At 36.9% G+C, this 14,212-nt stretch carries 8 protein-coding genes; 3 read left to right on the forward strand and 5 right to left on the reverse strand.

Annotated elements, in window-relative coordinates; translation table 11 throughout:
• Positions 1 to 55 precede the first annotated feature (55 nt).
• Positions 56 to 1,948: a sensor histidine kinase gene (locus RT723_RS09245; protein WP_315946775.1), complete on the forward strand. Its 1,893-nt coding sequence runs from the start codon at positions 56 to 58 to the stop codon at positions 1,946 to 1,948.
• A gap of 71 nt (positions 1,949 to 2,019) precedes the next feature.
• On the opposite strand, the gene RT723_RS09250 is transcribed toward RT723_RS09245, so the two are convergent.
• Positions 2,020 to 3,204, reverse strand: coding sequence for a hypothetical protein (locus RT723_RS09250; RefSeq protein ID WP_315946776.1), 1,185 nt, complete (start codon positions 3,202 to 3,204; stop codon positions 2,020 to 2,022).
• Between the two features lie 319 nt (positions 3,205 to 3,523).
• On the opposite strand from RT723_RS09250, the gene RT723_RS09255 reads away from it, so the two are divergent.
• Both RT723_RS09255 and RT723_RS09260 read left to right on the forward strand, forming a co-directional pair.
• Positions 3,524 to 4,030, forward strand: coding sequence for a sigma-70 family RNA polymerase sigma factor (locus tag RT723_RS09255; RefSeq protein WP_315946777.1), 507 nt, complete (start codon positions 3,524 to 3,526; stop codon positions 4,028 to 4,030).
• A gap of 1 nt (position 4,031) precedes the next feature.
• Entirely contained in the window at positions 4,032 to 4,700 is a 669-nt protein-coding gene (locus RT723_RS09260) for a hypothetical protein (RefSeq protein ID WP_315946778.1), read from the forward strand.
• 84 nt (positions 4,701 to 4,784) lie between these two features.
• On the opposite strand, the gene RT723_RS09265 is transcribed toward RT723_RS09260, so the two are convergent.
• The 4 genes from RT723_RS09265 to RT723_RS09280 all read right to left on the reverse strand — a co-directional run bounded on the left by RT723_RS09265 (position 4,785) and on the right by RT723_RS09280 (position 14,174).
• Complete coding sequence (locus tag RT723_RS09265; RefSeq protein ID WP_315946779.1) at positions 4,785 to 7,868, reverse strand: efflux RND transporter permease subunit; 3,084 nt, start codon at positions 7,866 to 7,868, stop codon at positions 4,785 to 4,787.
• A gap of 2 nt (positions 7,869 to 7,870) precedes the next feature.
• Positions 7,871 to 9,229 (reverse strand): efflux RND transporter periplasmic adaptor subunit, encoded by a 1,359-nt coding sequence (locus RT723_RS09270; protein WP_315946780.1) that lies wholly within the window; start codon positions 9,227 to 9,229, stop codon positions 7,871 to 7,873.
• 2 nt (positions 9,230 to 9,231) lie between these two features.
• On the reverse strand, positions 9,232 to 10,638 hold the full coding sequence (locus tag RT723_RS09275; RefSeq protein WP_315947184.1) for a TolC family protein: 1,407 nt from the start codon (positions 10,636 to 10,638) through the stop codon (positions 9,232 to 9,234).
• A gap of 464 nt (positions 10,639 to 11,102) precedes the next feature.
• Positions 11,103 to 14,174: a TonB-dependent receptor gene (locus RT723_RS09280; protein WP_315947185.1), complete on the reverse strand. Its 3,072-nt coding sequence runs from the start codon at positions 14,172 to 14,174 to the stop codon at positions 11,103 to 11,105.
• Positions 14,175 to 14,212 lie beyond the last annotated feature (38 nt).

Genomic DNA, 14,212 nt, shown 5'->3' on the forward strand with positions numbered 1-14,212 from the left:
ATTTAGAAATTAGGCACAACAGTAGTTAGTTTCACCATTGTGAGAATCAACTAATATGTTTGCATTACACAATAAGTCTTATAAATGGATAGGTAAATTTGGCTTATTATCCGGTATCACACTTATTCTTATTATTTTTATTGCAAGAAGTTTCTATATTCATAAATTAGATAGCGAACTGAATGTATTAGAAAGTAAACATAATCAACTATTGGATTATGCTTTTGAGCATTTTAATAGAACCTTGGGAGATATGAATAATGGAATTAACCTGTTATACCGTGATCCAACATTCAACGAAGCATTTAAGCTAAGCTTATCTGTAGATAAAAACTCATTAGATAAAGCATTTTCTTTTTACGGTAAAAGCTTTGATTCATTATTACAATTACGTTGGTTAGATGAAAACGGACAAGAACGTTCGCGCGTTGATATAATAAATGACCAACCAATTGTCTTAACATCCCCCCAACTTCAAAATAAATCCCATCGCTATTATTTTCAAACCACGATGAAAACCCAATACCCAAATATTTATTTTTCTCCTATTGACCTTAATATAGAAAAAGGCGCGATCCAAACACCTTATCAATCAACAATTCGTGTTGGATTGCAAACAGGCGTTGAAGATGACATGGCAAACGGCGCATTAGTTATCAATTATGATATGAATAAATTATTTTCATTTCTACGTTCATTGAATAATGACAAGGTCCAATTACAAATAATAGATATTAATGGCAATTGGTTACTTAACCCGGACCCAAATAAAGAATGGGGAGAAATGCTAGAGCATCCAGAAAACGTTTTACCAAAAGCAAATGCCAACTTATGGGCATTTTTAAATAATAAAAGTATAAATGAAACAAGATTGGTTGACGGAGAGTTATTAACACTGCGTAAATCGGATCTCACCCAAAAAAGTAGGCAAGAAAATACCTTATTTTTTGTCGCCATTACACCTAAAACGATTATTGATGAAATAACTTGGAGGGCATTTTGGCCAACTGCTTTAATTGCAATAACTCTCATGATTATAATGATTTATTTATCATGGCGAGATATTAGATATCAACGAACGCTTTCTTCACTAAATAAAACATTAGCGCAAGATAAAATTCAACTAGAAAACAACAATAGGAAAATGTCGAAATTACTCGAGCAACAACATCAACTTCAACAAGACTTGATTGAATCCGGTAAACTTTCAGCGTTAGGCATGATGGTGGCCGGCGTAGCACATGAATTAAACACCCCTATAGGAGCTGCTATGATGGCAGTTTCAAAACAACGAAATAATCATGAACAATTACAACAGTCGTTAGATCAAGGGTTAACAAAGTCGGCTTTTGAAAAATACTTACAACAAAGTACTCAAGGTTTTGATTTAAGTGAAACTAACTTAAATCGTGCTGCTGAATTAATTCGAAGCTTTAAAAGATTGGCGATTGACCGAGCTCAAGAAGAACTCGTCAGGTTTGACTTAAGTCAAGTTGTAAGTGATTTACTAAAATCGCTGTCTCATCGTCTTAAAAGTAGCTCTATTATCGTGAACTCCGATATTAGCGATGAATGTTCATTAATGAGTTATCCTGGCATTGTCTCTCAAGTGTTACAAAATTTAATTATAAATGTTCAAAATCATGCATTTAAGGAAAATATTGGTGGGGTAATAACTATCGTAGCATTAAAAAATAAAGATGATTTTATTCAGTTAACGTTGAGTGATAATGGCAAAGGAATTGATGAAACCAGTTTACCAGACATTTTTGAACCTTTTGTCACGACTAACCGTGCTGGCGGTAATACCGGTCTTGGTTTGCACTTTGCTCATCAATGGGTAAGTGAGTCACTCAAAGGGACTATTAAAGTTAGGTCTAGATTAGGTACTGGTACCACATTTACTATTCTATTCCCCTCAGATTTAACCAGTTTATTACCAAAATAAATATTGTATATAATAACTATCTCGATCAAAAAAGGGCTGTATAAACAGCCCCTTAAAAAAACGATTAAACCTTAACCAAAGATCTTACGCATTAACGCTATTACTTGGTCAATATTCTTACCTAACTTTACTTCACTTACTAACGCATTACGTTTCTTCTGCATATAAGCTGGCATGTCATCTGATGCTAAACGTTTATCAACGATCATTTCAGCCGTTTCTTTAGTACGTCGTGTCGTTGTGCCAGATTTAGCTCTGGTGGCTGAAATTGGCTTATCACGTAAACGTACATAATTAGATTGCTCAGCTAAACCGTCTTCAGCAAACAAAAATAAATCCATAAGGATAGCGCGATTACGCCATATTTTTTGCTCTGCTTCATCTTCAGGTTGCATCTTACGCCACCAAGCACTAGCTCTTAACGTAGTGATAAGGTCATTCCAATAACCATCAAAGCTAAAATTATTAAATTTAGGGATGGATAAACCTTGGCAAATTACATCTATTTTAGCGTTGGTTAAAGCGACAAATTGGTCGGGTCTACGCATAGCCAGTAAACGAGTGGCTGCCGCTAATGGTGCTTTTTCACCTGTTTCTTTCTTTTCAGTAAAGGCTGTAAATAGTGAAGTGTAATGGTCTACAAAAGCTTGATACTGTTTATGGCTCACATCCCCCTCTAATGGAATATGTGCCAAAGCAGCATCAAATTCTTGAGGTTGCGCTTCTAATAACGTGTGGAATACTTTGGCAGCTTTAGTAGAAGCAAACCATTCACAATCGAAGTCATAGATATTAAAGTCATGTTGATTTGTGTGTTTACCTACAAATGCTAAACGATCTAACTCACTCATTTGTGCGATAGGAGTAGCACGTAATGTATCAATGTAATCTAACAATCTTAATCTTTCTTCCAATGCTTGCGGTACCGCTTGTGCATTTATAAAATCGTAGAAGATGACCCAAGGCGCAATTTTAGTCATTTTAAATTGAGAAAGGCTAATGGCTTTAATCAATAGCTCTTGCATTTTTTTCAATGGTACAAACTGAGGCGGGTCCATCAAATCCTGATTTAAATCTTGATTAGTGATCCTGAGTAACTCAGCACTCCAATTTAAAAAGTCATCTGGGTGATTCGTCACCTTGACGGCCATTAGGTTTAAACTAAGTTCAGTAGCATATTCCAAAATGTTTTGATAAATAGTGTTTTCAGCATCTGACAATGCCATTTTTACAGGGGACGTTAACAATTTTCTCATGAAAGACTTATGCTCTGATCTGTGGATGATAACCAATCAGTATAATTGGTATTCAGTGAAAGGCCTGCATTATACGAAAAATGGCGCTAATTTGATAGTTAAAATCCGGCAAAGGCCTATGTTTGCCTAATTACCACACATTTAAAAACCAATTAATGAGCAATTAAATAATTAAGATTAAACACTGAACAAAAATAAATAATTATTTTTTGTGATTTTTTTGAACCCGCTGCGAATAACTAAGTAGATTAATGATAAACATGAGGGATATATGAACTTTGACACATTAAAAAATTGGATTTTCAGGGTAATAACGTAAATGAATATATCGAAAAAAAGTCAATTTTCTGAACTGATAAATCAGCACAAAGGCATAGTGTATAAAGTAGTGAATTCGTATTGTGCTCACAAACTAGATAAACAAGATTTAGCACAGGAGATAATTACAAGAGTTTGGCTGTCATTTGATAAATACGATGCAGAATATAAGTTTTCCACTTGGATGTATCGTGTCGCGTTGAATGTCGCTATTTCATATTATCGTAAAGATAAAAAACATCACGACAATGTATCCATGGAAGAAAATTGTATTTTTAACATTGTCGATATGAATGAAGATGATTCAAAAAATGAAGATATCAAGCAGCTTTATTTTTTCATTAACCAATTGGACAGACTGAACCGAGCAATCATGTTGCTGTATTTGGAAAACGAAAGCCATAACGATATAGCGGACAGTTTAGGTCTCAGTAAATCCAATGTAGCAACTCGAATCGGTCGTATTAAAGAAACTTTAAAACAACAATTTATGCAACAGGCGTCTTAACATGAATATTAATGAATTGAAAAACACGTGGGAACAACAAGACAGAGCGATTGAAGAATCTGTTGAAATTAACCAACAAGAATTATCGGATGTGGATACAAGCCAACATAAAAACAAGTTTCGCCGGTTAATTGCCTTTCGCCTTTTTGAAGCGATTATTTTCACAATCATTATATTGTCATTATGGCGTTATATCGGCTCAAACATAGAGCATAATTTGATCTTCACGGCTCCAACGATCTCAGCCTTGATTCTGAATATATTTGCGATTATTGGCCTGATTGGTAGCATCGGTCAAATCGTCTTAATTTTTCAGTTAGACTACAGTGCTCCAATTAAAAAGTTACAAACGCAGATTTTGACTATTGTTTCTCACGAACTGCAATTTACTAAATTGGTACTAATGTCAGCACCATTTTATTTAGCGTATGTATTTTTAGGTTTTGATCTGTTGTTTGGTTTTGACTTTTATAGCCAGCTAAGTAAAAACATAATCACTATATATATTGTCACATCAGCCCTACTGTTTTTAGTTATGCTTTGGTTTAATATCAAATTGAGTTGTAAAAATGTTTCAACGCCTTGGGTCAAAAAAAGCATCGAGTTTCTTGTTGGGAAACATTTAGTCGAAATGTCAGGTGTGGTAAATAACCTAGAACAACACGGATAACACATTACAGGTGTAGGTCATTAAATAAAAAAAGGTCACATTATATTTAATGTGACCTTTTTTATTTCAATGATAAACGTAACTTTAAGTAGTTGGTTTATATGCAATTACTTTATCCAATAACATATAGTTCACGGGGACTAATATTAATGTGATAAAGGTCGCAAACAAAATACCAAAACCTAGAGATACCCCCATAGGTATTAAGAACTGTGCTTGGGTTGATTGCTCGAACAACAAAGGTAACAGACCAATAAAGGTGGTTAAGCTAGTTAAAAGAACCGGTCTAAACCTTGCAGCTCCTGCGGTTGATACCGCCTCTAATAGTGCCATACCTTGGCTACGTTTTTTATTGATGTAATCTACCAGAACTAAAGAATCATTCACCACTACGCCGATAAGTGCCAACATACCTAATAAACTCATTATGGTCAGATCCATACCCATGATCCAATGCCCAATAACTGCACCTAAAATACCAAATGGGATCACACTCATTACGGCAGCAGGCTGCCAATAAGATTTAAACGGTATGGCTAACAAACAATATATCGCAAAAAATACTATTAATAAGCCCCACGCTAATGAACCAAATGATTCCCTTTGCTCTTTAGCCTCACCTTCTAATGAATGGCTAACTCCAGGGTATTTCGCCACTAATTCATCTAAAAATTGTTTTAAGTCAGCATTTAACACTGTCATGTTAGTTTTAGTTTTATCAATGTCCGCTGTTACATTCAAAACACGGTATCTATCTATTCGACTGATTGTCGATGGACTTTGCCCTGGAATCAACTGTGCAACATGCGCTAATGGAACTTGGCCACCACTTGGAAGGTTAATCAGTATATGCTCCAAGTTAGCTATAGCTCTTCGCTCTTCAAGCGGTAACCTAACCATTACTCTTACATCATCGCGGCCACGTTGGATGCGTTGAACTTGAGAGCCAAAATAAGCACTTCTAACTTGCTGAGATATTTCATTTCGAGTTAATCCTAATGCTTTGCCTTGTTTAGTTAACTCAATCTGTAACTCTTGTTTACCATCAGACATACTATCGGATATTTCAAATACGGTTGGGTAGGTTGCCAGTCTAGCCTTAACTTTCTCAGCAACATCTTGCAATACTTGAATAGAAGTTGCAGAAAGCTGGACATCAATAGGATCAGAGGAACGGCCAATCTCGGCTCTAAATGTTAATGTTTCAGCCCCTGGAACTATGCCAATAAGTCCTCTCCACTCAGATAAAAGCTGTCTTGAGGTAATGGTAGATTCGCGTTTTTCAGGAGGTATGATTTCAAAACGAACTCGACCTTGGTTTGTTGCTCCCCCTCGTCCGCCAGTAATAGCCAAAACATTTAAGATCACTGATTTACCATTCTCATCGACATATTTTTGCTGCAGGTCATAAGCTGAGTCAGATATTTTTCTGATAAACCTATCAGTTACCTCAAACGGTGTACCAGTTGGCATAGTTAAATTCATACTCACTGTTTCACTTGGTATACGTGGGAAGAAAATGAACTTTGTCCAGCCAGACATAATTAAACTCATCACTAATACAAACGCACTAATAAACAAAGCGACCGTGGTTCCCTTATTTCGTAATGCTTTGTTTAATACTGGTTGGTAGTATTTGATAATTGAGCGCTCAAAACCATTGGCAAAGTTCTGTTGGAATTTTGAAAACCCGGTTAATTTATTTTCATCTCGATATTTAATAAATTTTAAATGGGCAGGTAATACAAATTTAGACTCGATTAATGAAAATAGTAATACTGGAATAATAATGACAGGGAGTTGTGCAAACAGAGCGCCACGATTCCCTTCTATAAATGCCAATGGCAGAAAGGCAACTACTGTCGTTAATACACCAAATGTTACTGGTGTTGCTACTTCTAAAGTCCCATTAATTGCGGCTTCTTCACTAGATTTGCTATGCCGCATATGAGTATAAACATTTTCTCCAGTGACTATGGCGTCATCAACGACAATTCCAAGTACTAAAATAAAGCCGAATAAACTCATCACATTAAGTGTAATTCCAAATATAGGCATAACGATAAACGCCCCCATAAACGAAATGGGGATGCCAATAAATACCCAAAATGCGATAGCTGGACGTAAAAATAGTGTCAATAACAGCAAAACCAACAAGCCTCCCTGCAATGCGCTTGTAGTTAAAGTAGCTAAACGGTTTTTAACTATTTGTGAATCATCATCCCAATAACTTAATTCAAAACCTTGTGGTAAATTGCTTTGCTGATCAACAATGTACTGTTTAACTTTATCAGCGACATCAATCGCACTTTGCTGTCCAATACGGTAGACCTTAATAAATGCAGCTTGTTTGCCATTAAATCGAGTTCGAATTGGGTATTCTTCAAAACCATCATTAATCACCGCAATATCAGCTAATCGTATAATGCTGCCATCAGGATTATTCTTAACCACAATATTTGAGAACTGTTCTTTATTGTAAGCTTGCCCTTTGGAACGTAATAAAATATCACCGCCTAACGTACGTAAATTACCAGCGGAAACATCAAGTGAACTACTGCCAACAGCTTTGGCAATTTGACTTAAAGTTAAGTCGTATTGACGTAGTTTATCTTGGTTCACTTCAATAGCTATTTCGTAGTTACGAACACCATCGAGTTCTAGTTGTGTCACCCCCGGGATGCGTAACATGTCATCACGAATGCGCTCTGCAAACTCTCGAATTTCAACTTCACTATAATCACCAGCAACCGTAACAGTAACTACATCTCGTTTACGTTGATTTAATCCTACAACTGGCTTTTCTGCATCAGCTGGAAAACTATTAATAGCATCAACACGGCTTTTTATATCCGCCAGCATTTCTCTTGGTTCATAACCTGATTCGACTTCAATACTAATAGATGCACTGCCCTCTGAAGAACGACTAGTAATCTGTTTAATACCCTCTAAATCTTGCACTGCTTCTTCTACGCGTATAGCAACACCTTGTTCTACATCTTCAGGCGTAGCTCCACGCAAGCTTACTCTAACTGACACTACGTCAGACTCAAATGATGGAAAGACTTCAAGTGGAATACGATTAGATAAAGAGAATAACCCTGCCATTAATATAGTTAGCAGGAGTAAGTTTGCTGCGACGTGATTTTTAGTAAACCATGCAATCATGATCAGTCTCCATTAGCCATTCGTTGTTTACGTTTCGCTTGCATGTTTTCAAACATTTTTTCTGGTGAAATCCCTTCTTTCTCGGCCATCTGTTTGATCTTTTCTTGTCTATCTTTTGGTAAGTCCGACAAACTACGCGCTTTGTTCGGTTTTGAGTTGGCTTTTTCCTTTGTGTTATCGCCCTTACTTTCAGCCCCTGCAATTGACACTCTTGTACCTGAACTTACTTGACCTAAAGAGGTAACGACTAATTGTTCATTTTCATTTAAACCTGACTTAATGATTGCGTCCGTTTCGTTTTTCCACAACAAGGTGACTTCGCGACGTTTAAGTACCCCTTCTTCTACGATATAAACATAACTACCTTGGTAAATAGCTTTGTTTGGAATAACTAAAACGTCAGATAATAGTTTGCCTGTCACTTTAGCACTCACGTATTGGCCAATTTTAATTGGAAAATCATTTGCTTTAGTTAGTGCATAAGGGTCTTCAATTTGTGCGACCACATAAAGTTGTTGAGAATCACTATCGATAGCCCCTTCGGTTCTTACTAAACTACCTTGCCACTTATGCTGTCTACTTAACTCTGATTCAAAAACAACTAATGCGGATTCACTATCAACTTGTTGGTTCCGATACTCTTCAGGTAAATCAATTAATTCAAGATCTTGATTTTTTAATGGCAATCTTACTTCTACATAATCAACCGCATAAATGTTAGCTAACTGACTATTCATTGAAATAACTTGGCCTAAGTCGACATTTTTATTCAAGATTCGTCCTGCGTATGGCGCTACAATTGTCGTACGCTCTAACGTTAATTTAGCTTTATCTAATTGTGCTTGTGCGGAGAGTAATTTGGCTTTTGCCGCCGCAAGTTGAGGCTCTCTTAATACTAAAGCGTTAGGCTGTCCTTGTTTACCCAAACGTTTCCAATCGGTTAATGCTTGATCGGCACGAGCTTGTTCTTCTGCTAACTGTTGTTTTATATCTAATAAATTAGCTTGAGCGATTTTAACGTCGGCTTGATGATCCCTGTCATCTAGCTTAAGTAAAACATCACCTTGTTCAAAAAAACCACCATCTCTAAAACTGTCACTTATATAGTTTATTTGTCCAGATGCTTGCGCCACTAATACACTTTCAGTTCTAGGTCTAATTGTACCAAAGCTGCTTAGCTTCACTTGGTATAACTGTGGAGTTAATGTTTGTACTTCCACCGTCATTTGCGGCGCCCTAGATGCTTTTTGACGATTGGCTTGTGGAGGGTTAGATATAATCAACTGAGAAATAACAATTCCACCAATTAAGATGGCGGCAGGTAATGCGTATTTTTTTAATTTTGCAATAGATAGAGACATAATTACTTCACGTCCTTAGATAAAATTGAACTAAAATCACCGCCAAGCGCAGTGAATAATTGTAAGCGGGTATTAAGCATTTCATATTTAAGTTTAATCACTGTACTTTGTGCACTAAAGGCTCGATTTTGAGCATCTAATACCGTGGTATAACTAACTAAACCTTTTAAATATTGTTCAAACGACACATCTTGCGCTAATTGAGCATTGTTCGACGCATCAATATTGGCGTCGTAACTCAGTTTTAAATTAGAGGATTCAGTCAATCCATTTTCTATACTTGAAAATGTATTAAATAGTGTTTCTAAATACGCTTGTTCAGATTGTTTAGTTTCTAATCTAGCTTTTTCTTCATTAGCCGCTAATCGGCCAGCATTAAATATTGGAGCTGTAATATTACCAACCAAAGACCAACCAAGATCGGATGATAATAAGTCAGCAAGTTCTTCACTTGAACCACCAGCACTCGCCGTTAAACTAAAACTTGGGAATCGTTGTTTATGGGCATAAGCTAATCCAGCGTCTTTGGCTAATAAGCTGTTCCACATATACTGCAACTCGGGGTTATTCGCTACCGTATCAGCAGGAAGTCCTACTGCAATATTACTGGTTAACTCTGGAATTTCTTGCACATTAGTTTGTAGTGCTGCTTTAGGGTATTGGCCTAATAACAACTCTAACTTTCTGATAGCAGCTTGTAATGCCGTTTTTTGACTTGCCACATTTGAACGTTCACTAGCTACTTCGTTACGTGATAAATACACATCTAATGACGTATTTAAACCGCTGTCATAACCTGACTCAATAATGGCTAAGTTCTGAGTAATGCTGTTTAATCTTTCTTGTGACAGGGTTAACTGTTGATTCTGCTCAACCACTAAATACCAATTTAAGATAACGTCAGATACTAACGCTCGCTTTTGCTGTTCATACTTAGCTAACAAAGCAGCATAATTTAAATTTGCTTGGCGCTCAGATGCGCTTAATTTGCCCCACAGATCAAATTCATATTTCAACGAAAGAGATAATTCACTGCTTGATACCGCGGTTCCGTAATCCCGTTCAGATGCCGAGAGATTTAAATCAAGTGACGGCCACAAAGTTGCGCCACTAACCAACAAGCTTTGCTCTGCTATTTCAACAGCTAACTTCTGCTGCTTCAATGCACGGTTATTCTGTAATGCAATTTCTATATTTTGTTTTAATGTTGGTGTAACTAATTTATCTAACCACTGAGCATTAACCTCGGAATTTACCTTTTGAGTTAATATATTTTCTTTAGTCCAATTTTCTGGGGTCGGAAGTGAATTGGGTTGGGTTTCAATCGCTGAATTGGTTGTACAACCAGTAACAATAAACCCACTGAGTAAAATAAAACTTAGATACGACTTTTTTGAAACAACATTTATCTAAATCCAAAAGTATTAAAGTTTAAAACAACAAGACGGCATACTATTCAATAAACATACCGACAAATATATTCATAAATATCAAATAGTTAACTAAGTGAAAAACGCAAAATCAATGACAGAACTATTTATATCCCCATTTAAGGAGCTAAATATCCTTAAATAAGGAGTCATAGTATTAGCCCCATAGTGTTAACTCGTTAAAGAATACCCCATATTTTTGCCATTTTTTATTGCGCTGAGTTCAACTCCCCAAATTAATAGATTAACCGCCAATTGATAATCAGGAAGCCATTAAAATTGTGAATGCTTATTAGTATTGCAAATGCTTATTAAAAGGCGCGATGAGATATGGAATCAAGGGGGCAGCTAAAGCTAAACAAATAAAAAAGCCTACTTAATATAAGTAGGCTTTCAAATTTTTAGTTGTTAAGAGTTTAGATAACTCTTTTTTCTATGTTGGTTTAGAATTTGTAACGTGCACCAAATGTGATACGACGGTCAGCTAAACCTTGGAAACAGAATTGCGCACCTTCACTAACACAAGATTGTGTAATCTCAGATTCAGTTAAGTTAATCGCTTCTATACCTAAGTTTAATTTTTCATTCACGTCATAGCTAACACTTGCATTTAACTGGCCTCTGTCATGAGTATAAACAGGGAAACCTAATGTAGAGTTACGAGAAGCACCCGCTGCAGTGTCATCTGTACGGAACGCTTCACGCCATGTGTAACGTAAACGAGCAGAGAAACCATGTTTGTCGTAGTAAGCCGTTAAGTTATATGCATTTTCAGAGAAGTCTAATAACCCTTGAACTGCAGTCACTTTAACAAATTCAGCACTGTCATATATTCCATTGATAGCATTGAAGATATCAGTACCACGGGTAGCTGATTCATTCTCTACTGAACCACCTTCATAATCTTGAACTGTGTAGTTAGCTTGAATACCAAAACCTGATGCCCAACCTAAATCACTTTCAAATGCAGATAGGTCATACTGGAATGCTAATTCAAAACCTGATTGAGTGATTGTTGCAGTATCATTAACAGACGTTTCCGCATCAACACACATACCTACACTGCCACCTGCATTGAAGATATTTGGTTCTGCAATCGGGTTAAATACACCACCGCCTGGACAGTTTGGATCTGTTTCACGACCATTATTAGCTAATTGAGCCGCGCTGTTTAAACCTGCAACATGTAAATTAGTAATATCTTTACTAAAGTAACCTAAGCTAACTACCGCAGCTTCAGCAAAGTACCATTCAGCAGAAAGGTCTAAACTTGTCACTTCTTCTGGTTCTAACCCAGGGTTACCAATTGTTACCGAAGCATTCTCAGTAGGGCTAAATTTAGCATTAGTATTAAGGTTACTAAATGATGGGCGTTTTATATCTTGTCCCCAACCGAAACGAACAACAACATCATCCAATACATCAGCAACAATATTTACACGAGGTAGAACGTAATTATAGTCACCTTCGTATTTAACTGTTGTAAATTCGCCATTTAGCTCAGTTGCACCTTCTGAAGTAACTTCAGATGTAATATAACGAACACCAGCATTACCACGGATCATTTCCCATTCAAAATTAGCTTGTGCATATAATGCTGTCGTTGTTTCTTCAACTTTAAACGCATCAGACTGTGAAGGTTCTGTTTGTAAGTAGTCAACAGGGCTGTCGAAAGTTATACCTAACGCTTCCATATCAGCTCTATGTGCATCCATAGCACCGTGAAGCGTATCAATAACCGCTTGTGGGTTATTGTAAGCCAAATCTGGATTGATGATTACAAAATTACGGATTGCTAATTCACGACCATCAGCATCACCAAAGTTACTTGGACCCGCAACTAATAGTTCGGAGAATAAATCACCACCTGGGCTATCTTTCATTGAACTAAAGCCACCAATACGATCAGATGTTGATACTGATTCGTGGCTAGCTTTGTTATAACGGAAACCTACATCAACAGATGTTATAACTGAGTCTAGGAAGTAATTCGCATCAACACGGAAAGCAGTATCAGAGTTATCTACATTACCTAAGCTGTAATCAACTTGGTCTAACACGACGTTATCACCATTTTGAAGGTCAGCAATAGTTGGGGCATACATAGAATCAAAGTCAATACCGAAAGTTAGTGCCCCACCGGTTAAGTCATATAAAGTAGGAACGGCGTTATCGTTCTTTGAACTACTTGTGTAGTTACCGTCAGCATCTAGGCTAGTTACCGGAGTATTAGCGTTAGGGTTGATGAAGTTCAACTGTGAGTCTAACTTAGGTGTTTTAGTTTTAGATGTAGCACTTGAGAACTCAGCACTAACAAACAAATCATTAGTTACTTGCCATTCACCGCCAAGACGGATCAAGGTAGTGTCTGTTTTACGAGCTGCATTATCACTGTTAAAACGTAAGTTAGGATCTTCACCATTGATACCTAAGCTGCCTTTAACGGCCGCTTGAATTTGACCAAGATCTTGCCCCCCTAATGAACCGTAATCTACAGTTTCAAATTCATCTGGTACCGATGTATTTAGTAAGTCGGATACGCCTGAAATTTGAACACGTGTACTTTCCTGACGCACTTCTTGTTTCGTTAATACTGTGTCTATGAAAAACTTCATGTCTGCATTTGGAGCAAATTCTAGCGTACCTGCAAAGTTAGTAGTCTCGTATTCAAAGTTTTCTAACTCTTGATTTAAGAATTGAATGCCTAAATAATCAAAATCTTGTGCTGCTGGACGTTTAGTTGCTTGATCTTCTGTAGACGCCACGCCATCGCTGTTATAACGAATAACATTGGCATTTTTATTTTCCACTAATGCATCACGGTCAACACGTGGACGAAATGAAGTGGCTTCTTGTAATGAGTAACTACCACTTGCAACAACACCGAATCTACCAGAACTAGTCTCCCAGTTATCACCCCAAGCACCTGAAAGTCTTGGCATAACACCGTCTTCAGTTAAACTACTATCTTCACCTTGAACTCTTATCGTTGCTAGAGTTTCACCTAAAGCAAGTGGGCGGATTGTTTTAAGATTAACGGTACCACCAACTGAACCTTCAGTGTGTTTAGCTTGAGGCGATTTGATAACTTCTACGCCAGCAATGATAGATGCAGATAAATCTTCAAACTTCATACCTGTACGGCCAGAGCCTGTACCAACCGTCTGCATACCATTAATTTGTACGATATTTGAGTTACTACCGCGTATTTGTACTCCAGTACCAACACCTGCAGTACGTGTAATTTGTACACCCGTTAAGTTTTCTAATACTTCAGCAAGGTTTTGATCCGGTAACTTACCAATATCTTCAGATTCAATAACTTCAATTAAGTTATTAGATTCACGTTTTTCATTAAGTGCACTCGCTAATGAACCTCGAATACCTTTCACTTCGATAACTTCTACATCTTTATCGGCAGCGTTTTTATCTGCTTCAGCAGCATAAGTAGGTGAAGCTAATAACATAGCAGCTAAAGAAGATGCATATAATTTTTGATTTAGTGAATTCTGCATACGAAGTGCAGATATTATTTTATTTAGTTTCACGTTGT

Source organism: Psychrosphaera aquimarina (assembly GCF_032461525.1).
In the GTDB taxonomy this organism is placed as follows: Bacteria; Pseudomonadota; Gammaproteobacteria; order Enterobacterales; family Alteromonadaceae; genus Psychrosphaera; species Psychrosphaera aquimarina.

Bases quoted from the DNA above. Each gene is read 5' to 3' on its own strand.
- RT723_RS09260 (WP_315946778.1), top strand. From the start codon at position 4,032: ATGAATATTAATGAATTGAAAAACACGTGGGAACAACAAGACAGAGCG.
- RT723_RS09245 (WP_315946775.1), top strand. From the start codon at position 56: ATGTTTGCATTACACAATAAGTCTTATAAATGGATAGGTAAATTTGGC.
- RT723_RS09255 (WP_315946777.1), top strand. From the start codon at position 3,524: ATGAATATATCGAAAAAAAGTCAATTTTCTGAACTGATAAATCAGCAC.
- RT723_RS09270 (WP_315946780.1), bottom strand. From the start codon at position 9,229: ATGTCTCTATCTATTGCAAAATTAAAAAAATACGCATTACCTGCCGCC.
- RT723_RS09265 (WP_315946779.1), bottom strand. From the start codon at position 7,868: ATGATTGCATGGTTTACTAAAAATCACGTCGCAGCAAACTTACTCCTG.
- RT723_RS09280 (WP_315947185.1), bottom strand. From the start codon at position 14,174: ATGCAGAATTCACTAAATCAAAAATTATATGCATCTTCTTTAGCTGCT.
- RT723_RS09250 (WP_315946776.1), bottom strand. From the start codon at position 3,204: ATGAGAAAATTGTTAACGTCCCCTGTAAAAATGGCATTGTCAGATGCT.